This window comes from Rubinisphaera italica (assembly GCF_007859715.1).
Taxonomy (GTDB): domain Bacteria; phylum Planctomycetota; class Planctomycetia; order Planctomycetales; family Planctomycetaceae; genus Rubinisphaera; species Rubinisphaera italica.
In genome coordinates this window covers 5,634,440-5,659,115 of record NZ_SJPG01000001.1, presented here as the reverse complement: position 1 = coordinate 5,659,115, position 24,676 = coordinate 5,634,440, and the positions used below count along the sequence as shown (strand labels likewise).

At 47.8% G+C, this 24,676-nt stretch carries 14 protein-coding genes and 2 CRISPR repeat arrays; of the genes, 9 read left to right on the top strand and 5 right to left on the bottom strand.

The features are described 5' to 3' along the window. Positions 1-8 precede the first annotated feature (8 nt). The 3 genes from Pan54_RS21580 to Pan54_RS21570 all read left to right on the top strand — a co-directional run bounded on the left by Pan54_RS21580 (position 9) and on the right by Pan54_RS21570 (position 4,410). The gene (locus tag Pan54_RS21580; RefSeq protein WP_146505526.1) at positions 9-2,096 is read left to right on the top strand and encodes a tetratricopeptide repeat-containing protein; all 2,088 of its coding nucleotides are present in this window, start codon (positions 9-11) and stop codon (positions 2,094-2,096) included. Next, positions 2,093-2,377 (top strand): RyR domain-containing protein, encoded by a 285-nt coding sequence (locus tag Pan54_RS21575; RefSeq protein ID WP_146505525.1) that lies wholly within the window; start codon positions 2,093-2,095, stop codon positions 2,375-2,377. Before Pan54_RS21580 ends, Pan54_RS21575 begins: the two co-directional genes overlap by 4 nt. Before the next feature lie 158 nt (positions 2,378-2,535). Continuing rightward, positions 2,536-4,410, top strand: a complete 1,875-nt coding sequence (locus tag Pan54_RS21570; RefSeq protein ID WP_146505524.1) for a hypothetical protein — start codon at positions 2,536-2,538, stop codon at positions 4,408-4,410. Between the two features lie 40 nt (positions 4,411-4,450). Here Pan54_RS21570 and Pan54_RS21565 read toward each other — a convergent pair whose 3' ends face one another. The 5 genes from Pan54_RS21565 to cas6 all read right to left on the bottom strand — a co-directional run bounded on the left by Pan54_RS21565 (position 4,451) and on the right by cas6 (position 12,942). Continuing rightward, complete coding sequence (locus Pan54_RS21565; RefSeq protein ID WP_165441912.1) at positions 4,451-6,628, bottom strand: NAD(P)-binding protein; 2,178 nt, start codon at positions 6,626-6,628, stop codon at positions 4,451-4,453. 163 nt (positions 6,629-6,791) lie between these two features. Continuing rightward, positions 6,792-8,183 carry a hypothetical protein gene (locus Pan54_RS21560; protein WP_146505522.1) on the bottom strand — a complete coding sequence of 464 codons (1,392 nt, stop codon included), beginning with the start codon at positions 8,181-8,183 and terminating at the stop codon, positions 6,792-6,794. 48 nt (positions 8,184-8,231) lie between these two features. Then, positions 8,232-9,230 carry a hypothetical protein gene (locus Pan54_RS21555; protein WP_146505521.1) on the bottom strand — a complete coding sequence of 333 codons (999 nt, stop codon included), beginning with the start codon at positions 9,228-9,230 and terminating at the stop codon, positions 8,232-8,234. A gap of 95 nt (positions 9,231-9,325) precedes the next feature. Beyond that, positions 9,326-10,408: a hypothetical protein gene (locus tag Pan54_RS21550; protein WP_146505520.1), complete on the bottom strand. Its 1,083-nt coding sequence runs from the start codon at positions 10,406-10,408 to the stop codon at positions 9,326-9,328. Between the two features lie 256 nt (positions 10,409-10,664). Further along, a CRISPR array of direct repeats spans positions 10,665-11,731; the repeat unit is 37 nt; unit sequence GTTTCAAAGCCCTCAAGCGGGCAACAGCTCATGCAAC. A gap of 203 nt (positions 11,732-11,934) precedes the next feature. Next, on the bottom strand, positions 11,935-12,942 hold the full coding sequence (cas6, locus tag Pan54_RS21545; RefSeq protein WP_146505519.1) for a CRISPR system precrRNA processing endoribonuclease RAMP protein Cas6: 1,008 nt from the start codon (positions 12,940-12,942) through the stop codon (positions 11,935-11,937). Positions 12,943-13,123: 181 nt separating this feature from the next. Here cas6 and Pan54_RS21540 point away from each other — a divergent pair, with 181 nt between their 5' ends. Genes Pan54_RS21540 through Pan54_RS21515 form a run of 6 tightly spaced genes read left to right on the top strand, consistent with a single transcriptional unit; the run spans position 13,124 to position 23,523 of the window. Then, positions 13,124-15,028, top strand: coding sequence for a Cas10/Cmr2 second palm domain-containing protein (locus Pan54_RS21540; RefSeq protein ID WP_146505518.1), 1,905 nt, complete (start codon positions 13,124-13,126; stop codon positions 15,026-15,028). Then, positions 15,025-17,430 (top strand): RAMP superfamily CRISPR-associated protein, encoded by a 2,406-nt coding sequence (locus Pan54_RS21535; protein ID WP_146505517.1) that lies wholly within the window; start codon positions 15,025-15,027, stop codon positions 17,428-17,430. Before Pan54_RS21540 ends, Pan54_RS21535 begins: the two co-directional genes overlap by 4 nt. Next, positions 17,430-19,040 carry an RAMP superfamily CRISPR-associated protein gene (locus Pan54_RS21530; RefSeq protein WP_146505516.1) on the top strand — a complete coding sequence of 537 codons (1,611 nt, stop codon included), beginning with the start codon at positions 17,430-17,432 and terminating at the stop codon, positions 19,038-19,040. Before Pan54_RS21535 ends, Pan54_RS21530 begins: the two co-directional genes overlap by 1 nt. Then, on the top strand, positions 19,033-19,635 hold the full coding sequence (gene csx19 / locus Pan54_RS21525; protein WP_146505515.1) for a type III-D CRISPR-associated protein Csx19: 603 nt from the start codon (positions 19,033-19,035) through the stop codon (positions 19,633-19,635). The genes Pan54_RS21530 and csx19 overlap by 8 nt, the downstream gene beginning before the upstream one ends. Further along, positions 19,628-22,198 (top strand): TIGR03986 family type III CRISPR-associated RAMP protein, encoded by a 2,571-nt coding sequence (locus tag Pan54_RS21520; protein ID WP_165441911.1) that lies wholly within the window; start codon positions 19,628-19,630, stop codon positions 22,196-22,198. Before csx19 ends, Pan54_RS21520 begins: the two co-directional genes overlap by 8 nt. Then, the gene (locus Pan54_RS21515; RefSeq protein WP_146505513.1) at positions 22,195-23,523 is read left to right on the top strand and encodes an STIV orfB116 family protein; all 1,329 of its coding nucleotides are present in this window, start codon (positions 22,195-22,197) and stop codon (positions 23,521-23,523) included. Before Pan54_RS21520 ends, Pan54_RS21515 begins: the two co-directional genes overlap by 4 nt. A 340-nt stretch (positions 23,524-23,863) precedes the next feature. Continuing rightward, positions 23,864-24,494: a CRISPR direct-repeat array (repeat unit 37 nt; unit sequence GTTTCAAAGCCCTCAAGCGGGCAACGCTTCATGCAAC). Between the last annotated feature and the right edge of the window lie 182 nt (positions 24,495-24,676).

Genomic DNA, 24,676 nt, shown 5'->3' with positions numbered 1-24,676 from the left:
CAAGACTAATGGTCAATATCGCATTTTCAGGAAAAGCGGATCGGGAGTTGACTCAGCGATTTGCTCGGGAGTTGGCGGGGGATTCTGGTTATCTCGATACCTTCCAGCAGAATCTCAGACAGCAATTAACTCACTTGTTTGCTGATGCCAATATGCTGATTGTGCAGGAGATTTTCGAAGGTTTTCGGCGTCGGGATGGTGAACTGGTACTGCATCTGGAAGTGACACGGCAGGGAGCGATTACGCCGGGCGTGCTTAAGCTGGGTCCAGAGGCGACTTTAAAGCAGGAGTGGGATGCATGGCAATCGTGCAAACCAGCAGGTTTGAAGCATGATATCGTCTTGATGGATTTGCAGCGACATCCCGCCGAGGGAGAATTGACGGCCCTGGTGTATTCCGATGCCGAACAGTTGATTGGAGTCGATGAGACGTTGCCGCTGGAAACAGCGATGCTGAAAGCCGTCTGTTATGGAGAACCACATGTGACTTCTATCTCCACTCTGATGTTTCAGCTGTATATGCGGTTGGGGACTTTGCTCTATCGGCACTCCTATGAAGATGATCCTCAGGAATGGAAGGAACCGTTGGCAGCTGATCAGCTTGATCGGCATCTATTGCAGAATCTCAAACGATGGGAAGATCCGACGGGAGACGGTATGAAATTGCGATGTGGAGTGACTGCCGATTTGGATCATACGTCGTGGAATATTCACTTCCGAGATCCTGCTTACTTCATGCGATCTTTGCTCTGTCATCATTCTGCATCGCAGATTGTACCCGCGATGCTACGAGGGCGTGCGCACGGAGATTTGCATGGTCGCAATGTGCTCGTCGGAAAGGTTGGTCATCGTGTGTTATGGCCAGCTGTGTACGATTATGGAGATATGGGGGTCAATAATCTGATTGCCTGGGATTTCGTCAAACTGGAAACCGAGTTTAAGATTCGCGTGATCCCAGAGATCTTTGGAGAAAAGGATTTCACACAAGCCGTCGTGGAGTTCGAATATCAACTCCATGAAGCGACCCGAAAGGCGCGGGATACAGGAAACTGGCCAACTCTGCCAGACAATGCGAGTCAAATAGAACGCCTTCAATGGCTGCTACTGCAATTGCGGATGTATGCTGGGAATCATTTGAGTTACCGGGGAAGGAGTCACCTCTGGTTGAAGGAATATAATTTTGTTCTCGCATTATACGGACTGAATTCCGTCCGCTTTTCCAATCTGGAACCCAGCCAGCGGAAATGGGCTTTTGTTTCCTCCGGATGTGCCGCGGCACGATTCCTTCCTCTGAGAGTTGGAGTTGGTCAAATATCGATTCCCACCTATCGAGACGTAGTTGCTCAAGCTCATGGCTGGTGGAAATCAAAATCCACCCAAGTTTTAGAACACTCAGAATCCGTTCTGAAAAAGGGACTAGAAGAACATCCGTATGCGATCCCCTTAATTGACGAGCTGGCACTTGTCTTGGAAAAACAGGGTAAAGATCAAGAGGCTCACGAGTTGTTATTGATGGCGAAATCCAATTTTGAAGCCGCAAGCGAAGAGACTTTATGCCGGTTCGGAAAGTTGCATAAGAATCGAGCCGTTAAACTGATTGGAACAAAGCCATCTACTGCGGCGATTCCAGAACTGGAAAAAGCGGAGAATTATTATCGCATGGCCTATGAGAAATCGCACGGTCATTATCCACGAATCAACCAGTTGGCAATGAAGTTTCTGAGAGCAGCCTGTCTGAAACAACCTGGGAAGGATTCTGAATCCGCAAATTTACTGAAACAGGTCCAGCAGGACGCCGAGCATATGATGAAAACTGTCGAAATGTGGCAATATAATCATGAAAATGACCTCCTCTGGATCACGGCAACTCACGGTGAAGCATACCTGCTTCAACAACAATGGGAGGCATCCGGTGCCGCTTACCAAAAGGCAGTAGAACTGACAGGTGGGCATTCCAATATTATTAAGGTCATGTACGACCAGGCGATAACTCTTCTCAATGCCTGTTATGAAATGAAAATTACTCCCACAGGATTATTAAGCCAACCTGACCAACTCTTCAAATACACATCTCCAGAGGAAAAGAAATCAATATGAAAACTTATACGCCCGATCCCATCGACACATCCCATATCAAACTCCCGGCAGAGACATTGGACCTGCTTGAACAACTTGCCGCAAACAACCACGACGTTTGGGCACGGCAGCGTATCCAGGACGGCTGGACTTACGGTCCCAAACGGGATGATGACAAAAAAGAGAATCCTTGTCTGGTTTCTTACAGCGACCTGCCGGAATCCGAAAAAGAATACGATCGGAATACGGCTATTGAGGTACTGAAGGCGATTGTAGCATTGGGATATCGGATCGAGAAGTGATGTCCTGTTGACTTCATGCTTTGTCATGCAAAGCCATGCGTATGATTAATGAACAATTCGAGGACCACGACTTCGAGTGTCAATCATTTCGGAATCATCAAAGTCTCAATGTCATGTTGCGATTTGAAATCTAAACGAATTACCGTCGGAGACGTCTTATGCTCTATTCCACCGATCAACTCAAACACCAGTTGGAAGAATCTGTGCTTCATCTGCGTGAACTCTTTCAGCAAGGAGTCTCGATCGCAGAATCTTTCAAGGATGAAATGAACGCAATGCGGGAACAGGGACGTTTGGTTTCTGTATCGCGCCGACGTGAACTGAATCAGTGGTGTGATGAATTCCAGCTCTACATTACTGAGTTGGAGGAAGCCGAGTCCTTCCAGGAATTCTTACCCGATGAAGAGGATCGTCTGGATTTAAAGAATTGGATCAGGGCATTGACACAAGGGATCGAAACCTGCAATCGTCGCAAAAAAGAAGAGCAATCGGAACGACGTCAAATCCTGGAGACTCTGGACTCGATTCTGGATCTTCAGACAGAAATGGATCCCGTTCCCCTTGAAGAATTGCAATTGCATGCGGCCAGATTGAGATCTCAATGGGAGTCTGATCAAGAGAGCCGTCTGATTTTTGAATGCGATGAAATTCGTGTTTTGAGAGACTTCTGGCAACTGCTGCTCGATACTCGGGATGGAGATTTCAATGCCCCGGAATCATTAGAACGCGCGATGCGTGTTAATGATCGATATGGATTAATCATTACCTTGCAAGTTACTCGAGGTCAGATTCAGCCGAAAGAGAAATGGCGAGACAATTCCTCAGTAGCTGACATGGTTCGCGAACTGCATTTTGGAAATCACAACCAGAAGGTCAATACCTCCAATGGCAATGGGCATCCACACAATGAGAGTCAAAATAAGGAAGACGCGGCTCAAGAAGATCCTTTTGAACTGGCACAACTTGAAGTGTTGCGAGATCAGTGCCAGGCTCGGGTGAAATGGGAAACTTCTACAGACAATCAGGAGAATGGATCTCCACGAGTTGCCATGTGCCTGGAATTAACTGGACTCATTGCCGAGTTTTTACTGCACATTTTGCGTCAGGAGACACAAGACAAAAAAGCACAAGAGGAGCAAGTTAGAAAAGGAATGCAGTATCTAGCCACGGCTCAGTCTGTATTGCAGCAGATTCAGAAGAAGGCGGGGGTGCTCGATGACCCCGAGCAAATGGCTGCTTTTCGATGGGTTGAACGAAATGCCTCAGCCAGTAATTTTTACATTGGCCGTCATATGAGAATTCAAGACCCTGCCCAAATTTCACAATTACCAAAGATCAAGCAAAAAATCGAAAGCTTCTTCGAGAAAATTCGCAAACCCCAACGCATCGCATTGGTGCTGAGTCGCATCGAGAAGGAATTTGCAGTCGTCGGGCATGATGCCTGTGAAATTTCTGCAGCCTGGGAGAATGTGGCCCAGGAAATTGATCACCTACTTGAAGATGAACATATTCCACCCAGCCATAAACAACTCCGTGAATCACTAATAGGGCATATTGATTCGATTCCAGAGCATCTGTCAGAGTCTATTAATCTTCAGAGAGTCTTATCGGAAATCCACCGGTATCTCAGCAATTGTGAATACGAGAAGATTGAATCCAGTCCACCCGAATATTCAGAGGAAGTCGAGGTCGTGGCTCAACTTCTTCGAGGTCGCAAAGTCGTAATGGTTGGCGGATCTCCCAGACCTCTCACTGAAGAAAAAATCAGAGAGGCATTCCAACTGCAGGAATTTGTCTGGAAGGAGGCGGTCGTACATTCCCCAGCGATCCAATATCAGCCCATTGTTCAAGATCCCGAAGTGACTCTGGTTCTGGTCCTCATCAAACTGGTTGGGCACGGTCACTCTGAAGGAGTCAGGCAGTATTGTCGAGAAGTTGACAAGCCGTATATTCTAATCCCCAGCGGCTATGGCATCAATCACCTTGCCCATGACATTCTGAAACAGCGCGGTGAGGATTTAAGAAATCTGTGAACTGCTCCATAAACTGAAATTAGTATCACTCATTGCCAAGTTATGCGTTCAACGATTCCTTCCGAACGAGACATATTGGCTCTGAGGTAAATTTATCTTCGTAATGTCCTGAGCACAAACGGATTATTGTAGAGATCTGATCTTTATCTTTGGCTTCATCTTTTGGGTGAAGTTGATCAAAGGGGAGGAATTGATGCCGCCTGCGTCGTCGAGTCATTTCTGATTTATAATTATCCCATCGATCTTTGGCAATTTCATTTTCTTCATCAGGATAGGGGTCAACTCCATCAGGCACTGCTTCAAACTGCCAATTTGAAAGCAATCGCTCAGCCATCCAGCGGTGATGCTCCATAGCCGCGATAGTGCTTTCCATGTTTTGATCAATTTGCAATTCTGCTGTCTCATTTTTCGATAATTGAAGTCTGTTGGTATTCTTAGCAGTAGAACTTGGCATCACTTCCAATCCGACTGTAGCCAGTTTGAATGGAGCGTGGCAGGCAGCACTTATATTTGACCAGTAAAACTGATAATTATCTTTATCATTTAATCGAGCAACATTATCTGATGAATTTGCATTTTTGATATCATAAGCAGCGGAAATCACCTTGGCCAAATCTTCACGTAGCCGTTGATCAATTCTTTTGAGTGAACAGCATTCATGCGATTGCCCAAAAGGAATCAGTCTGTGGTTGTAAGGCTCATTCGCTGTTAGCGAGGCGATCATTTCGGCCAGCTTTGGTTGAACGGGGATCCAGACAAAAACAGGCATTTGAGTTTGGTTCTGTTTAAACAATTGATGGATTCTCTCTGCCATCATTGCATTTTCCCGATCATCCTCTGAGCAGATCATCAATATCGGAAAAGTCGCCGAATCATCGGAGAGTGTATTGAGATGATCCTGTAATGACTGGTTACTCAATGAGTCAGGTTGTTCAATAAATGCAGCATTTACACAATACTCAACAACAGAGCCTTCCGTGAATTTTCGCGAGGGGCGCAAATGCTGACTGCCCCACTCATCTGCTTCAACAGGCCAGTTCCAGCCATCCAGTTCATGGTCTTTGAGTTGGACCGGATCGGGAGCAAAATTTGGATACTCCTCTCGAAATGTATCGACAAACGACTGTTCATCAGGTTGATAAAGAATGGTCATTCGCGACCGTTTCAGATTGTCAAAATGAGCAAATTCGGCCAGGGAAAGGGCAAGTTTTTGCCCCATAGGACCAAACCCCCAAATCACAAAGTGGGCGACCTGATCGGGAGCGGGGCGATAGTCAGGTAGCATTTCCAAAACTAACTGCTTGGCTGCATTATCAAGAGCGTCAAACACGACCAGTTCCGAGCGAATGCCGGAATCTTTAATTGCGGGTGAATCTCGTATCATTTGAATAAGACTTGAGGTTCCCATCTGTAAAAAGCACTTGGGTGCGGACCGCTTTTTACCGCTTTTCTTTTGGAGAACCAGATTCGCAACATCCAGTATTGTTTCAGCATTCGCCTCATCATTACCTGTCACGAAATAGATCTGATCAGCGTGATGAGCTCCAATCCAGCGGAGTAGCTTTTCTGATCGGGCATCTCCTGTGATGATCGTCGCTCCCAACTCTCTTGCTCGTTCGAGTGAGGGATTGTCTGGATCTGGTTCTACGATAATCAACCAGCAATTTCCCCCCAGATCTTCCATCACCTGCCGACCTATTCTACCCAATCCACAGATAATTGTGCGTCGATATTTCGGGATGAAAAACATCGCCGATAAGAAGGTGTCTCGAAAAAGTTTGCGAATCAGTTCAAGGGCAATTATGAATGCCAGTGCGACTGCACAATCAGCAGCTAGTATTTGATAAATGTTTTTGACATCAATAGAGCCATCAAATGTCAGGATCTGAATCGTCTCATAGAGCGCATTTTCTATTGCAGATGATTTGAGCGGTTCATCAACCGGGTTTTCTAATGGAGTTGCCTGAAGAGAGTTTTCTTCTTCCGAAACAGGATAAAGCGTACCCACAAACCCCAAGACTAAACCGAGCACACCAATACTCAGCAAAGATCCGCTGGTCACCAGATCCTGAACTCTCCGACTCCAGGTAAACGTTTTTCCCAGCCAGAAAAAACGGCCCCATTTAGTAATCCAATGGGGAGCGCTGGCCTGTAATAACAGGAAAACGACAAGCGGAATCAAAATAACTCGTAAGATGACTAAGGCCAAAAATTCCACTGAAATCATCGCTATCGGGAGACTGGACAATAACATAAGTCGCTGACTTTCGAAATCAGTGTGATAGTGGGGATCGAATGATGAAATCAATTTGAAACAGTTGGTGGCCCAAGAAGTCATCACTACCGCTATACGGTTTCATTCGCTTCGAAATGACGAAAATTTATGAATTTGACCAATCAATTTTATTTGCAGGTAGCAGGACTCCCTTTTCCGTTCCATGAATGATCTGGTCGTGATCGTATTCGCATTGAAGTAGAAAACTGCGGCAGTTGTGGATCATGGCAAAATGAGTCAATCCGACGGTGATTGATTTTGTCCCAGTGGTCAGATCGATGATCACCTCTTCATCATGACAATAATCCTGAAGGACTTGCTGGGCATTCACATATTGCTGGGGATGATCAGGAGTGCTGTCGATTTCGTGAATGATAACGCGATGGCAGTCAGGAATATCCTCTTCAATGATTCTCCGCAGCTTTTCAGCAGACGATCTAGTTTCTCTGCTGGACAGTAATAAGCACTCGTTGGGGAGAAGAATCCTGACGATCAATTCCGCGAGTTCTTCATTTCGGCTAGCTACTGTGATCAACCGGAAATTCCCAACGGTATTTAATTTCAACTGATCTCGACACTCATTGACAATTTGCGATAACATGCAAGTTCGATAATAAGTATCCGCAGACTCATCATCACTGAGTGTCTTCTTAAGAAACCAGTAGTAATAGGAATGATCCGTTAAGGATGCCTCCCTGTCAGGTACGACAAACATTCTTCTTAAAACCGGCTTGAGTGAGAGATAGGGATTAATAAACTGAGCAGGTAATTCGATCAACTCAATGCCAAGGGTTTTATGACCTGTAGGAACTTGCCCAGGAGCGACATACAGCGTTCTGATGCCTGCTCGCGTTGCAGCCAGTGCCTTCTCTTTCAATCCTCCGACTTCTATAAATCCCTGCTGTTCATTCCAGGCAGCACTGATTCCGACGGTTCGATCGGGAGTTCCACCCCGAATCGCGAGAATCCAAGCGGCTGCCAGCGCAGCCCAACTGGATGCGAATTCGCAATCCTCCAATCCAGAGAGATCGTACGCCTCCGGATAATCAACACCGAGCGTGAGACACCAATCCTCAGGAGACTCTGAAAGATCTGTACTGCAAGTATACATTTTTTCGAGAACCTCACTCGAGATACTCACCAGTCGATCAGGAAGCAGTCTGGATAATCGTTCCGTCTGTTCATCGGAGCGTTGCCATCTCAGAGGCAGCGCAATTCCCGGACTGAGAGGGGAATTGATGTTCTCAGCATTCATTGCACATAAAACCGAGCAGCTTCCACACTTCGCTGGCAGAGGCAGTGGCTGTGAAAGCCGAATCGCTTCTTGCGGATTGAGTAACGTCTCCGAATAAAAAAGCCCGGCATTGTGAAGAGCACGCGGGGTCATCATGGTTCGAGCAAGTTCACCGAAGCGGTTGACTAACTCAAAGCAGGTCTGACAATTCTCTGCATCCGCTTGGGCAGCATCTTTTAGAATTTGATCATCGATGCGAAACATAATCGTTCTGTCTTAGTCCAGTTCGATTCGCCAATCTCAAACAGGAATTCATTCGGCGAAAATCTGCTGGAACTGAACAATATCAAATTCCGCATTCCAGGGTCGACCATCTACATATAAAAGGTCAATCCACGTTTGGATATCGTAGATCTCTTCATAGAGAAACTGGACGATCCCCTGATTATCAGACAGACCTCTCAAACCAGCCAGAACAATACTTACGCCTGAGAGTGGCTGGTGATGAGTGTCTTTGAGGAGCATGAGCACAGGCTGATCTGCATGCGGCTCTGCAGGAATATCTATAACAGCCTGTCCGAAATCAGATCGCCAAATCAGAAGTGGCAGTTTTTTTCGACGATTTCCTCCCGCCGCTGCCAGCCGTTCTGGTTTTGGTACGTCTGGCAGCCAGCGATTTCTCGTGTCCCGAGTAGTCAGCGTAAACGGCTCAAAGTTCATATTTGCAGGAGGAGTCTGTTCCTCATCCTCAAGGACTTTCAACAAAGCCGTGTACTTCTGCAATGTGGCAGACCAATTCGCAGGGAGGAACTGCAGAGCAAACTCGTCTTCTGGCGTCCAAACTTTTGCCAGACTGCTCACCGGCCCAAAGACTGAAGCGTGATGGATTAACCAGTCGGCTGCTTCATCCAACTGCTCCCGCCAGTCGGCTTGAAGCTGTTCCAGTTCTTCCGACCAGGCCCACACCAATTCAGCAGCATCCAGCGACTCGACCAGTCGCTGGGCTTCATAGGTTTGTCTGAGTGAATCAATTCGGCCCCGATCAACCTGTTCATAGAAGAGGGAAACATCCTGATACCAGTTCTCTGACGGGCGATAACTCAACCAGGCTTGATCGATGAATCCCGCTGTCTGTTGGATTCGGTTGGAGGCCTCATTTAATAACGTCTGGTGATTCTCTGCTGTCGAATTGAGTAAGCTGGCCCGATAAACCTGTCCGCTGAGGATCAGTAATTCCGGTTTGATTTCAGGCCGATCCAGTGCCGTCTTCAAATCCACCACCCAATTTTGTAGTAGTGAATCCGGCACCATTTGATCCTCCCATCCTCTTTCCAATTTCCAAGTGAGGCTCTTAATCATACGACGTCCTGTCCAAAAAATGCTCTTGAAAATTCATTCTCCGTAATTCATTCAATTCCTGAAACCACTTGTACTTTTGGGTTCGTGCGGAAGATATTGGCAAAATACTGTTCCCAGTTACCATAGCCAATTGAATTCCTGACAATCTCCCGCGACTTGCGAACATGATGATTCCAGTCGACATGAGGCTTGCAGGCATTGGGATAGGCTTCCGCTACAAATTCCGGAATACTGGCATGGCGATTGAGGATCTGATCCAGCTCGGGATGAGTCCTCAGAAATTCCCAGAGTTCTTCCGCATTGGGCCAGCCGGCATGAATGCGGCGGATCCGTTCATAGCGTTCCCAGCTCAACAGTTCCTGCTTCGCCAGTTCCTCAGGTTCATAATAGTCCTGCATTTTCTGCAACCAGCGCAGGCGAAGTTCGATAGTAAACAGACAATAGTGATCGATTCGGTCAATGGTTCGAGGAACCAGCCGGGAATAAACGTCTCGCTGACGGAGAAGTAACAATGCTTCCCGCATCAACTCCAGTGGAGAAATTTTGGATTCGGGTTGTGGACGATTCTGAAACATACCGGGATCGCATGATAACAGTTTCCCGGCCTCTCGAAATCGATCAACTGTTGCATTGAAGAGAATCTTCTTTGCAAAGGGTTCGAACGGCATAGTCTGAAGAAAATCGTAATATGCCTCATAGACGATGCCAGGAGATTCCCGGATGATTTCTTCCCGTTCCTGCTCGGAATTGGTGTGGGCCTGGTAACTGATTTTCATCGCCAGTTTTTCAATCTCTGTATTAATAAACTCATCTGAAAGATGTTCAGGGAGAGATGGGTTCTCCGGTTTTTGTTTTTCGATCAGTCCCAGCCGGATCGACGCTTTGATCCGACGCCAGCGGGTTCTTGTCAGTTGGAATGTGAAGGCCTGCAAACTGCGTTCGGCTTGATCCGTATTCAGGAAGGAGATCAGGATTTCCTGCAGTTCTTTGACCAGATCTTTTTCACTGTCGGAGTTCAATTCTGCCAGCCTGGGTTCCACGTTCTTCCAGCATTCCTGGAGTTGTAACTGTTGAAACTTTTCGGCAAGAGCGAAGCGGTCTGCCTGTGTGAACCAGACGAATGTTTCCACGAGATCTCCTTCAGCGTGAGGTACTCCAGCGAGACAATCCAGCAACAGATCTCTGCGACATGAGCCGACAGCAGAGACAATTTGATTCTAGACCTCTACTTAACAGATGATCAAGTGTGCGGGTGAGAATGATTTCAATTTCCCAAAGATTGCACGACGACTCTTCACAGATTCTTCATCCCAACAAAACCCTCAGGCGGGCTACGCTTCATGCAACACAATCCGAGAAGGACAACCGAGGCCTTCAGTTCATCAAGTTTCAAAGCCCTCAAGCGGGCAACAGCTCATGCAACAACGCAGTGCTCAGTTGCGGTGTGGAAGGGGAAAAAGTTTCAAAGCCCTCAAGCGGGCAACAGCTCATGCAACAAGCCGCTACCTCACAAGATGTGGAGGTGACGGCGAAGTTTCAAAGCCCTCAAGCGGGCAACAGCTCATGCAACGATGGAGCAAGGAGAAAAATTATGTATAGGCGAGTTTCAAAGCCCTCAAGCGGGCAACAGCTCATGCAACCCAATGGTAGGCGTTATGTCGGTCTGGTTGTATTGGATGTTTCAAAGCCCTCAAGCGGGCAACAGCTCATGCAACATCGGCAACTGGCGGAGCCAGAAGAAGGTTGATCGATGTTTCAAAGCCCTCAAGCGGGCAACAGCTCATGCAACCTCGGTTCCAGGCCCCGGCCACGTGCTGCTGGTTCCGACGTTTCAAAGCCCTCAAGCGGGCAACAGCTCATGCAACCAGCCCGAGAAGCTGCGCGACGAAGTCAGGACAAGAAGTTTCAAAGCCCTCAAGCGGGCAACAGCTCATGCAACCTAGATTATGATAGCTAAAGTTATCGTTAGGTCATGAAGTTTCAAAGCCCTCAAGCGGGCAACAGCTCATGCAACTGGGGTTGTGCATGATGTGGAGGCCAGTACGGGTCGTTTCAAAGCCCTCAAGCGGGCAACAGCTCATGCAACAAGATCGAAGAGGCCGACGAGTTGGTTCCGTGCAATGTTTCAAAGCCCTCAAGCGGGCAACAGCTCATGCAACTGTGGATCAGGAGTTAAACGGCAAGTGGTACAACCGTTTCAAAGCCCTCAAGCGGGCAACAGCTCATGCAACATTATTAACCTTCCAGCGGTAGATAACTCCGGAAGTCAGTTTCAAAGCCCTCAAGCGGGCAACAGCTCATGCAACGGGGGAGGTTCTATTCTCTTTAGGAGAGATGAGATGAAGTTTCAAAGCCCTCAAGCGGGCAACAGCTCATGCAACGATGGCTCCCCCATCGTTTGGCCTAGTGAACTCAAGTTTCAAAGCCCTCAAGCGGGCAACAGCTCATGCAACGGCGGTCATTTTAAATCCATGCCACGTAAGCACTTGCAAGGGCATAATGTCAGACCCTCCCGAAAAAATCAACCCAAATTCCGTGCCAAACTCAAAAATTCCACATTCCGTTTTCATAACCTGTTTCCTGTCAATTACTTATAAAAATGTCAGAACCTCCCCCTTTTTGACTCACTTTTGCGCGCCAATGCGGGGTTTTTCCGTCACTCTGGGTAAGAAGCGAGGCTCGGGGTGAATGACTCACTGCTGAACTCGTCACGATCAGGCTTTTCCAGCGGATGTAAAAGGTATCGCCCCTGCCCAAAACTGGCCCCCTTGCCGATATGAATGAATTGTCCCAACTGCAGGTAGACCCAAAGCTCTGGCGAAATGTTTTTTAAGATCACCTGGCCCGATAATCCGGTCAGACGATGGGTGCCGTGCGTGGAACTGAACCGCTGCCACTCTTCCCGATCCAGCGATTCATCTCCCAACTGGACGGGGACGGCCAGTTGACGAGCCAATTGAATCTCTTCCGCAGAAATGTCACTACAATAGGAGGCAACAAGATCGACCACCCGTCCCACTGCCCGGGAGGCGAATTCATAACCAGTCAGGGGTTGATCGCGACGACCTTTGGTTTTGATGTCGACTGGCGTCAGGAAATTCAATTCCGCCTGTGGACTGTAAGAACTCGTTTCCTGAATTTGGTCGGCTTCAATCACAGGCCAGTAGTCGGGCGAGCAACCTGCTGGTAAAGGCTCAAATTCTCCCAGTCGCATTTCAATTTCAATGAGAACGGTTTGCCAGGCAGAACGGTCGGAACCGAGGTGCCAACAGTTCTGCAGGGAATTCAACAACCACGGAGCCCATGGCCGGGCCTCCCCGACGAGCAGAATTTCCCAGGAAATCTGCTCCCCGGCTGAATACTCGAGCCGCTGACCTGCTTCTCCAATCGGTGGAACAATGACATAAGGCTTGGGAGGTTCCCCCCGAAATCCGGGAGCCGAATCCCATAAGGCTCCAAACGCACAGGCATGGGGTCGTTGACAGTTCCCGGAAGAGCTATGCCCCGAACAACGCTCCCGCCCAGCCCACCAGCAAGCCTGCTCCTGCAGCCGATGCCCCATCGCCCCCCGAAGCATCGAACCTTTATAAGCAGGCAGACGACAATCCTGCTCCGCTTCCAGTGTAATCCGCAACGAAGTCCAGCTGAGATGTTTCCAAAGCATGAGAATTTTCCGGCAAGCTTAAGGGCATGTTTTCATCACATCTCTAATACGGCGTGACATGGCTGGAAATGACGAAATTGATAATTTTTAAAAAATAACAAAGAGTTCGTCATTTCCCATCAGAGCTTTGCGTACATGTTGAGAACAAACATAATTTGTCCTGCCTCTGTTCGGTGATTTTATGCCAAACCCTTACCATCTGATACTGATTGAAACCTCCGGGAATCAACGTCATATCTTCGAGACCAATAAACTCGCTGAGAATGTGGGAGCCTCCGAACAAATCTTTCGGCTGGGAACCGATGAGGTACTGAAGGTGGCTCGGGAAGTTGGGGGTTTGACTGACCTGATGTCTCTGGAAGACGTCAACGACCTTGCAAAAAATCCACCTCTGGAAAACTCGGATAAGAATTGTGAAGCCTGGTATGTCTCCTCCGGCAAAGCGATGTTGTTTGTCAGAGAATTTTCATTGGCTCGGGAAATTGTCCAAGCCATCACACTGAAAGCTCATCTGGACTATCCGGGAGTCGTCGTCCGCGGTGCCATTGTTAGGGTTGAATGCGACGATGATCCCAAACGTGCGGTGTTACAGTTAGCAGAAGCCGTCAAAAAAGTTCATGACAAACTGGAAGCAAAGCGGAGTCAGCTGGCACCGAACGAATGCCGCTTCCAGCGATTGCCGATTGTGGCCGAATGTCAGATGAGCGGATTACCTGCTGGTGGCATAGTGAAGGTTCCTGGCGAGACTATCGTTTCCACAATTGTTGCCGCAAAGCGGGGAGGCTTTCATAAATCGACTCAGCATAAATGGCGTGAAGGGATCAATAAGCGTCTCAATGAAATATTTGCTGGTGATGAAAGCGTATTGCTGGCTCGAAATGTCGATGAGCTGGACGATTTGCTTGAGGATGCCCGCTACCTGGCAATTATCCATGCGGATGGGAATGGGATCGGTCAGATTTTCCAGAATTTCGACCGACTGTGCGATGCAAAAGATTTAAGAGACTTCATCGTGAAGTTGAGGGCATTCTCCTATGGAATTGATCAGTGCACGAAAGCCGCGTTTAAGGAAGCCGTTCATGTTCTCTGCAAGACAGACGGCAAATTTGCAAAAGCGATGTCGGGGCAACAGAAGCATCATATTCCGCTCCTGCCTTTAATTCTGGGCGGGGATGACTGCACCGTCTTAACGACAGCCGAATTCGGTATTCCGTTGGTTCGGGAGTTCTTGCGTCAGTTTGAGTCTCAATGTGAAAATTATCGATCCACCGATTCTCAATTGACAGAAGAGTATCAACAAATCGTCGCGAAAATTGCAGAGCAGCAGTTTGGCGTCCGCCGACTCGGCATGGCAGCTGGTGTGGCAATCGTGAAACCACATTACCCCTTCTATGCCGCTTATGAAATGGCAGAAGGCTTGATCCGATCGGTAAAGTCGGGCATCAAGAAAAACCTCAAGGTGAAAGTTGGATCTGAAGACGTCCCACTTCCGGTAACTGCCTACGATTTTCATGTTCATCATGCCTCCAGCGGGGATTCCATCAAAACCATTCGAGATTCCATGGCTCTTGAAATCACACGTAAAACAGCAAATAAAATAGGTAGTGAAGAACGCAATCAGTCGACCAGAACTCGATTCTGGGGTGGCCCCTACGTGCTGACTGCGAATCTGGAGCAGGAAGAACGATTGCAAAATCAAGCTGCCGCTCTCGATTGGACGAACCCCAGAATGGATGCACGGCTTTGGGAGAAAGTCAACGCTCTGCAATCCGTTGATGCCACCAGCGAGGCTGGCAATAACGGCGGCCAGGATGTTCGAACACTTCCGAATTCTCAAATGCACGAGTTGAGAACAGCTTTGCTGAAAGGAAAGAAGCCTGCCGACCATTTACTAGAGTTGATTGGCCATCGGTATCAGTCGAGCCATATTCAAATATTAAAAGAAGAAAACTCCCTGTTCAGAAATGACCCCCCGGAAGACGATCCAGTGACTCGCATTTCCTATGAGGTAATGAGTACTTCATTGTATGACGCGATGTCACTGGCTCACCTCAAAATTCAGGATGGGAAGGTGGAAACCACATGATTGATCAATCCAAGATAGAAATTCCACTCGAATTGAAATTCGAATCCGACTGGCATATCGGCTCCGGACTGGAACAGCCGGGCGGGGATGACCGACTCGTCCGTCGAGATGCAGACAAATTGCCATTCGTGCCAGCGAAATCGCTCCGGGGAATGCTACGTGATGCAGCTGAGATGCTTGCATGGGGACTGGATCAGGAATTGAGCAAGTCGAATGATCCGCAAATCGTTGGACGCTGGCAGGATTGGGTGCAGTATCTTTTCGGAGACCAGCCGACTCGCGATGAAATTCGAGATTCGCGTCAACTGGCCTCAGGTCATGTTTCCGTTTCTCCCGCACATCTTCCCTCCGATCTGAGAGAAGCCCTCAAGCCTGTCTCCAAGCACGAGGTGGCAAGAAACAGTAACCGGCAAGATTTCAGGCAAGCTCTCGTATTCACTAAGCCTGGAGTCAAAATTGGACCAAATGGTCGGGCGATCGATCGACATCTCCGATTTGATGAAATGGTCCGTCAAGGGACACTGCTGGAATCGCAACTGCTCTTCGACACTTCTGAGCTTGATGGGACACAAAAAGCATTTGCAACGAATTTCCTGAAACTGGCAATGTTCTATGTGGAGCGAATTGGCGGAAAACGCCGTAGGGGGGCGGGGCGAGTCGTCGTTCAAGAAAAATCCGTGTCAGACAAGAAAATGCTGGTAACTTGGTTTGAAGGCGTGAAGGTTCCACCGGCGATTCCCGAACAGCACAATCGCTACAACACTGAGCCAATTCCGTTTGCGGCAGAGAAAAACGAAGACAACTGGGTGCGATATCAGCTGGACATTGACTTGCTGGATCCCTTACTGGTTGCTGATCGCGTTGCAGGCAATGTCGTCAAGTCTCTCGATTTTATTCCCGGCACATTGCTACTGCCAATTGTGACTCGTCAATTACGAAAAATAGACTCGCAAATCCAGCAGAAAATTATTGCTGGTGATGTGCGGGTTTCGAATGCCACAGTTGTGGTTCAATGTGATGATCATCTAAGCCGAGGACTTCCGACTCCTGGATGCCTCTTTCATCCTAAAGGTGATGAAAACTGGTTTAAGAAAGGGGAACTAATCAATCAATTTTCAGCAGGTGATCAAAAAGATTCAAGAAAATATATCAAAGCCTATCGTGACGGCTTTGTTGCAGTGGCCGAATCGAGACGCCCTCAACACAAAGCCGTTGACAAAATCGTCAATCCACATAATACGGTTGGAGAAAAAGAACAACGACCAACAACGGAAGTCGGTGGAATATTCAGTTACGAAGCGATCCCCGCTGGCACGAGGCTGCGCTCAGAAATTCTGATACGTGAATCAATCGCTCGGCAACTTGATACCACAGATTCCCATTGGCAGAAAAAACTGAGTCAGCAAGAAGCAATCGGTCGATCCAAGTCAGCAGATTATGGACGCGTGAAATTGACCTGCCAATCCTTGTCCGCATCAAGCACATCGCATCATTCAACAAACGAACTGATCCTCTGGCTGACATCCGATTTGATAATTAAAGATAGCACACTGCGTTCTGTGCCGACGGCAACAGAGGTTGTCGCAGCAGTTGAGTCGGTTGTTGGAGTCAAAGCAACAAGGGATGGGAATGGGAATTCCGATGTTCTCGCTTTCATACGCCATCGACGAGTCGAATCCTGGCATGTCCGCTGGGGCCTGCCCCGTCCTTCTCTGGTTTGCATCGCAGGAGGAAGTTGTCTGCGAATTCAGTTTGAGCAGGAAATCGATGCAGAGACGATAGCCAGATTAGAGCGCGAAGGCTTGGGACTACGGCGGGCTGAAGGTTTCGGAACCGTACTAATCAATCATCCGCTCACAACAAAGCCAGTCACTTCCTGGCCAGAGGAGAGTGAGGATTCGACAAAAAAAGTTGATGATTCGCCCGAGAAGCTCATCGAAAAAAGATCACCTCATTTTGATTACGCCCGGCAGATTGAAAAGACTCTGTGGCAACGAAAAATTCAGCATCGCTGCATGGAATTGATCAGCAAACCAGATCAGCGGAAAGCAATGTTTCAGTTTACCAATGAAAAACCAAACCCTGCCCAAGCGGCCTTGTTGAGAAATCAGGTTTGCCAGAAACTGAAATCAGATCAACGAACTAAGATTCTCGACAAGCTTTTAGAGAAACGAAACGAAAAGTGGCCTAATAGTACGCTTGATACGATTCGAGATCTGATCAGCGATAAACACAAGGTGTGGAACGATTCCTATATGAAATGTAAAGATTGGCCAACACTCACCGTGACTGGACAATCCGAGTTGCAGGAATTGCTCTGGGAAGAAGCGGTGCGAACTCTATTGGGGCAATTGCTTAAATCACATCAGCGTGATCGAGAAAAACGACGGGAGACAAACTGATGGCCAGAAAACTTTTGGGGCGGCTGCAAATTCATGGAACATTGGAAGCGATCGATCCTTTGCATACCGGTTGCGGGGAAGCCGATTATTTGACAGATCAAGCCTTGGCAACTGATGGCCAGGGGAATCTTTATCTGCCGGGAACAAGTCTGGCCGGTGCATTGAAGAACTGGTGCAGAAATGCCTGTGGCGAGAATCTGGTCAATTCTCCGAGTTCACCTTGGGGATATCACTCTAATAATGACCAGGGGAATGAGGTCGGACATGCGTCTTACATTTTTGTCGAAAACATGATCATCACGATGCCAGATGGTGTGCCATTCGAGATTCGGGATCATGTCGGCATTGATGATCATTATGGGACCGCAGCGGATCAAATCAAGTTTGACAGGGCAGTCATTCCGAAGGGATCCCTGCTGAAGTTGGAACTCGTGGTCGATTTGAATGGTGACGACTCGATCAGTGTTAATGACAATCAAACCAAGTCCCTGATCGGGTATTTGCTGGAATACTTGCAAAAGCATGGCATACGATTGGGAGGAGGAAAGTCGCGGGGACTCGGGCGAGTCAAGCTGAAGGATGAGATAACTATTTCCGAAGAGTTGTATACTTTTGAAGGAGTTCTGGCAAAGCTGAAGGGCGAATCGCCAACTCTAACGGTTGAGAAACTCAAGAATGCTGCTTCGATTGTGCTCCGGCTACCCAATCGATGTGAACTGGATATTCACTGGCGACCGCTCTCTCCGACATTCGTGAAGTCCAGCATTGACGGACTGAATATCGACACCTTGCCCTTACTCGGAGGCACTGCTGGCGGCCTTGCTCAGTTAATCCCCGGCAGTTCGGTCAAAGGAGTTATCAGGCAACAGGCAGAGCGGATTGTTCGTACATTAACAAATAAGCACGAACCCGCCTGGTGGAATGAAAACGGACGGCAACGCTTTCTCGATCAACTCAATGAAGATCTTCCGCTAATTCAGGAAGTCTTCGGCTCTCGCAGCGAGGCAGAAAGCACTGATGCCCGCAAAAACATGTTGGGACTGGGAGCATTGTCGATTTCAGATTGCTTTAGCAAACAGTCTGCTTTAAGTGAAGCGTGGAATGATTACTATTATGCCGATGGTCATGCTCCGACTGCAGCCAAAGACTGGCAGGATTCTTTTCATGTCGCCATCGATCGTTGGACAGGTGGTGCCGCCGATACCGCTCTGTTTCAAGTGCTTGATCCCATTGTTTCCAAGGATAATAAAGAGCCCTGGGAACCATTTCGGCTTGAAATCGATCTCGACCGTATTGCCGACATCGCCAACGCATCCAATGAGAATTCAATTGATGCGGAAACGGTGCAGATTGCCTCGATTGTCCTTCTGCTGTTGGTGATTCGTGATCTTTCCCAGCAACGCATTCCCATCGGCTTCGGCGGCAACCGGGGACGTGGAGAAATCGAAATTGAAAAGGTCGAACTCCGCTTTGAGGGTAATCAATTTGGCTTGAAGGAAAACGAAGTCACACTACCGGAAGCAGACCTTTCTTCACTTGGCGAGCAGTTATCGGCTTGGGAATCGGCCTGGCAGAATTGCATCGATCAGGAGGCAACAAACAATGTCTAACTCTCAGTCGGTTTCATTACACTATTGGGGCCTGAGCGACTGCTCGGCTCGTCAAGCCATCGATGCCATTCGGCTGCTCATCACAGAAGAACTCACAGGCTTACTGTATTCTCCTGTCGCCTGTCATGTGTATCAGTCACAGGGAGAAAGTGAAGACTGCTTTCCCGAGATTGATCCGCAATTGACGGGAGTCTTTGAGCTCAAGCTTTGGACGCCACACTGGGAACTTCGCTGGTTACATCAGCAGGCAGGGCGAGGGAACGCTGTCCTGCTGGCGGAGAACGAAAATCTGAACCCAGAGAGCTGGAACTCGCTTCGCTCATTTTCCAACCTCATCCCTCAAGATAATCAATATCTTCTCTGGGGAAAGACGGCTGATTCGAATACAGAGGGATATCCTCCCAACTGGAGTGTTCTTTCCGAAGGACGATTCGGGGAACTTCCAGTCCCGCTCAGTTCAGTTAAAACAGAGACATACATCGGACTGAAAGCGGTTGAGTATTTCGGAATCGACAAAGATGAAGACGGCAATGTCGAGTTCATCGACGAACGAATCGTGGGATTTATCTCGATTGAGGAGAAAACAAATGCCTGATGAAAACGAACAAGTTGAATTAAATAGCCAGACTAACCCAAACAGGCAATATGGGATGCTGAGCGTCAATGATGCTAAATTATATTTGCAACGTTACCATAGAGGGGAATTACAGAGACACGAAGAATATAATGAGGGAAGACGCCGAAGAACTTTTTCGGCTGATTTGTTGGAAATCGCAAATAACGATCTTACTGCACTCCATAATCAAAAAGTCGAATATGAATTCGAAGGGCAGCCTGTCAACATCTCTTTAGCTGCTGAAGTTACAGAAGCATCCGATGAAGGTCAAAATCTCCTGCAGGAAATGGACCGCCAGGCAGAACAAGCTGAAGATGCCAGGATATTTGACTCCTTCATCAATCCGTACAATTTCATCCCAACTCCGGAACGCAATTGCACTGATGAAAAGTTAGGCGACCATACTCCTTCCGGTCATCACATTTATTTTCAGGATCGCTATTCCGGAACAATTGAAGTCCAACTGACCACGAAGACACCTCTTCTGAATGTTGATGCCAGCACAGCGAAACCGGACGATGCAAAATTGCACCAAACCTTCGTAATGAAAAAGGATGTTGCGGGAAATCCAGTTCTCCCCGCAACTTCGATCAAGGGAGTGCTCAGCAGTGCCTATGAAGCGGTCACCAATTCCAGAATGCGAATTCTGGAAAAACGTGAGCGACGTCTGGGCTTACGAATGGATGCGAAAAAAGGATTGAACTTGATCCCTGCTCGGATCGAAAACGGGCGTGTTGTGCTTTATACCGGAAGTTCAAATGTTGGGAGTGGGGGTAAGCCAGATGACCGTCTTTATGCAGCTTGGCTAGCCAGTTACGGACAACACAAAAAGAGCAGACCAAATCATTTTTGTAAGCATGGAGAGTTTGTTTGGGCTTATATCACAAAATGGCACTACGAAAAAGAATACTGGAAAAAAGGAAAAATTGAACGCACAGTCTTTCCATTTTGGAATGTTGTTGAAATTGCTGCTGGTACGAAACCATGTCCAACTCATACCCCAACAGATAAGCGAAAGCCCTGGAATAAGGCTCTTGAAAAAAACGAATATCTCACAAGGCTAGAAATAGATCACGATGACCAAGAAGAAGAGCCCAAAGGACAGTGGGAAGGAGGCTACTTATTCATCACAAATCGTAATATCAATAGCAAACATGATGAAAGGTTCTTTTTTTCCTCTAATGCAAAAATTGACGCAGGTGATGCATCACCTGGATCTGACCTCACAAAGCAATGGAATGAACTCATTGTCGATTACCAGGAAATCCATGCTAAAGATGACAAACCGGGACCATCGACGGAAACTAAACAAAGCGATGTTGTATGGTCCCGTCATGTTAAAGGGAAACCGTCAGATGTTGCCAATGCGTTGACTCTTTCCGAAGGTACACTCTGTTATGCCAACGTAAACTTTAAGAATGGACAATGGACGGCAGAAGCTCTCTTCCCGGTCAATATTTCCCGTGAGTTATTCCATGAACCACCGGAAAATATGATTGACGAAAGCCTTAAACCGGCATCTAGCCTTAGGCAACTTTCCCCGGCTGATCGCGTTTTTGGCTGGGTAGCACAAGATGCTGATAAAGTCCGTAATAAAGATTCCAAAGCGAAAGTCGCCTGGAAGGGTTTGCTTCGCGTTGGGAATGTCTCCTGCGAGACTTCCGAGGCAATCGAGAAAGTTGAAGAAGGCCAAAGCATTCCTCTCGCGATTTTGAGTACGCCGAAACCTACTCAGGCGACTTTTTACCTGCAGAGGCCTAACGGTCAGCCAGTTTCTAGAAAAGAAGATGGATATAACAACGGGCAGCAGATTCGGGGACGCAAGGTCTTTCCACATCATCGCCGGATGCAGCAGAGGCACTTTGATATTAACTCCCTAAAGCCTCAGGAATATCGGCGAGCAGACAATGTGCGTGACAGCCAGAATCGATCGATTACCGAATGGGTAAAAATTGGAACAGAATTTCGATTCAAAATCCATGTCACCAATCTTTCTCAAGTCGAACTGGGAGCATTACTCTGGCTGCTCAGTCTTGATGAGCAATATCAGAACGAAGAACACTTTCTCCGATTTGGCGGAGGCAAGCCGCTCGGCTTTGGGAGTTGCTCGCTCAAAATCATCGGCTCCGATTTGCGAAACGGAAAAGAGTGGGCTCAATATTACCGCAGTCTCTCAGGCCAGCTCTCCACCTCTGATCAGGATTCGTTACGAGCCGATGCAATTGAGGCTTATAAGCTAGCCGTCCGTCAGGCGTATGGGAATCAGAGGAATGAATTTGATTCCATCGAATTCATCAACGCCTTCCTGGCTCATGCTCGTGGTTTTGAAGATGGACCAGTCCATTATCCTCGCTTAGAAAAGAAAGTGGGCACGGTCGCGGAAAATTTCAAATGGTTTGGCAGAGAAGGACCGCAGTTACCACTGCCAAAACTGCAAACCGCTCAGGCCCCATTGCTCAACTACATGAATCCAGCAGGTGCGGAAAATACTCGAAACCAAAATCGCGGACAAAATCCTCGTCAAAGGAATAATCGAAGATGACAACCTATCTGCTCAACTCCCCGGTTCTCACCAACTACGGCGATTACTCCTATTCTCAACTATCTGTCGAGCAAGCGAAGGAGATTCTAGCGGACGGCTTTGAATCCTCCGTAGGCCATGCCGGAGCCGCGGAGTTTCTTTCGATGCTGTTGGAAATGAATGTTCCATTCAATCGTTCTCAGATTCGAATGGAAGCAGGGGATCGAGCCATTGTGTTGAATCTCGGTCAGCGTCTTCCTGAAGGCACTATGATTTCTGCACTCGATATGCGTAATTTCGATTTTGAATTAGGGCTGATCAAGAATAGTCAATCCTATCTGGAAGTAGATTCATTATCGCAAGTACCAAAAAGACATTTTTTCGTCAGTTATGCACATGATGATAAGGACAAAGTTTACTCGATCGTTCGAAGGCTGGAGGCTGAGGGTTACAAGATATGGATCGATCCTCAAATACCAAACGGAGAGCGATTTGATAACGAAATTCATCAGGGAATTGAATCTGCTGCGGGATTTCTCCTGATGTGGACAGAAGCGGCTCGAAATAGTGATTGGGTCAAGAGAGAGCTAACCGCAGCTTGGCAACAACGACAAATTAATGCAGACTATCAAATCCATCCTGTCTGCCTGGAGCCGGTCGAAATTCCAGAATTGTTTGAACAGAACCAAATAAATGTTGCCACATTTGGAAAAGAATATTATCCCAAAATGATGAAGCAGATGGCCACTCATCGATATCGACAATTTCTTCCGATCAACGAGCATATCCCACTGTCTGAACATTCCAATGCGAAAAGCCTGGAATTGCCATCAGCATCCCTTACACGAATCCCATTCATTCACTCTGTTTATTGTCATGCAGATCTGGTTATCGACTCACAAGCGAGTAAGCTTTCATTGGATGAAATTCAAAGCAACACTAAGAGCCATGTGGGATTATTGATTCAAACGTTAGGTACTGCAGAAGATGATCAACCACTCAGAGATGCATATACCGCTTGGAAATTGAAATACGACGAACAGGATTTTTTATTGATCCACCTCAAAGGGCCTGTCGAAGCGGGTAAATACAAAATACAAGACCAGGAACCAACAGGCGAATGGCACGATATAGCTCGCACCGCCAAAGAAGCGATTCTGAAGCTAGCTCAGCGAAGTTGTCGGCTCTCCTTTTTCGTTGCCGCCCCGATTCCCTTGGGGACCTTGCTAGGTCAACAAGCTGACCGATACTGGCAAATTGACCATTTCCATTACGCACAGCGCCAAAACGATTCCGCGAAACGCTATCATTTCGCATGGGATTCTTCCGAACTTCCCGCAGAGTAACATCCGCATCACTCAGAGGGCTGTGGTTGCTGTCTGTCCTCTCAGCTTCGATCAGTGATGACTGCGAGCCGGTATAACGCTCCTAAACGGCTTGTTTGAGTTTAACGCTCGATCTCTTGCCATTTCCTGCGACGGCAACGACTGCAAGGTGAACTTGCTCTTATTGCAGGCAGCATCCTATTCCTTAACGGTAATACTGCTGGTCTCCTGCCTAACAGAGCCGAGCAGGGTTGCACGTACATTCTTTAGAGATGACAAAAACAATCCACGTACCCAATCAGATATTCGTGGTAAGTATACCATCAACAAAATAATTGCACCTTTGACCATCTTATTGCAATAAATAAAGCCCTCAAGCGGGCAACGCTTCATGCAACATACCCCGCAGGCATGGAACGCGTTCTATGCCATCCTGTTTCAAAGCCCTCAAGCGGGCAACGCTTCATGCAACTCTGCGTGATGATATTCGTTTCGAGGTGGGGGATCTTGTGTTTCAAAGCCCTCAAGCGGGCAACGCTTCATGCAACGGTCCGACTGTGCCGTCATCCGGACGGAGGGTGCTTGTTTCAAAGCCCTCAAGCGGGCAACGCTTCATGCAACCCAGTATCGCACTGACTTCTTCCGCTTGGAGGAAGTCGTTTCAAAGCCCTCAAGCGGGCAACGCTTCATGCAACGGTGCATGTCACCCAACGGATACATATTCATAATAAGCTGTTTCAAAGCCCTCAAGCGGGCAACGCTTCATGCAACGACGATCACCTTCTCGCGCACCGTGGAGTTTTTCTTCGTTTCAAAGCCCTCAAGCGGGCAACGCTTCATGCAACACGGAAGTGAAGATGGATGAACTCGGCCTCGACGTGTTTCAAAGCCCTCAAGCGGGCAACGCTTCATGCAACATCATCGGCGAGGAAAACAGCCCGAAGAGCAACCCCAAGTTTCAAAGCCCTCAAGCGGGCAACGCTTCATGCAACGGCGGTCATTTTAAGTCCATGCCGCGTAAGCACTTGCAGGGGCATAATGTCAGACCCTCCCAAAAAAATCAACCCAAATTCCGTGCCAAACTCAAAAATTCCGGTTTCTGTTTTCATAACCTGTTTCCTGGCAGTCACTTACGAAAATGTCAGACCCTCCCCCTTTTTGACCCACTTTTGCG

What these genes read in the sequence shown, in the direction of transcription:
- Pan54_RS21575 (WP_146505525.1), top strand. Translation starts at nt 2,093, where the DNA reads ATGAAAACTTATACGCCCGATCCCATCGACACATCCCATATCAAACTC.
- Pan54_RS21555 (WP_146505521.1), bottom strand. Translation starts at nt 9,230, where the DNA reads ATGGTGCCGGATTCACTACTACAAAATTGGGTGGTGGATTTGAAGACG.
- Pan54_RS21535 (WP_146505517.1), top strand. Translation starts at nt 15,025, where the DNA reads ATGATTGATCAATCCAAGATAGAAATTCCACTCGAATTGAAATTCGAA.
- Pan54_RS21530 (WP_146505516.1), top strand. Translation starts at nt 17,430, where the DNA reads ATGGCCAGAAAACTTTTGGGGCGGCTGCAAATTCATGGAACATTGGAA.
- cas6 (WP_146505519.1), bottom strand. Translation starts at nt 12,942, where the DNA reads ATGCTTTGGAAACATCTCAGCTGGACTTCGTTGCGGATTACACTGGAA.
- Pan54_RS21520 (WP_165441911.1), top strand. Translation starts at nt 19,628, where the DNA reads ATGCCTGATGAAAACGAACAAGTTGAATTAAATAGCCAGACTAACCCA.
- csx19 (WP_146505515.1), top strand. Translation starts at nt 19,033, where the DNA reads ATGTCTAACTCTCAGTCGGTTTCATTACACTATTGGGGCCTGAGCGAC.
- Pan54_RS21580 (WP_146505526.1), top strand. Translation starts at nt 9, where the DNA reads ATGGTCAATATCGCATTTTCAGGAAAAGCGGATCGGGAGTTGACTCAG.
- Pan54_RS21570 (WP_146505524.1), top strand. Translation starts at nt 2,536, where the DNA reads ATGCTCTATTCCACCGATCAACTCAAACACCAGTTGGAAGAATCTGTG.
- Pan54_RS21560 (WP_146505522.1), bottom strand. Translation starts at nt 8,183, where the DNA reads ATGTTTCGCATCGATGATCAAATTCTAAAAGATGCTGCCCAAGCGGAT.
- Pan54_RS21540 (WP_146505518.1), top strand. Translation starts at nt 13,124, where the DNA reads ATGCCAAACCCTTACCATCTGATACTGATTGAAACCTCCGGGAATCAA.
- Pan54_RS21515 (WP_146505513.1), top strand. Translation starts at nt 22,195, where the DNA reads ATGACAACCTATCTGCTCAACTCCCCGGTTCTCACCAACTACGGCGAT.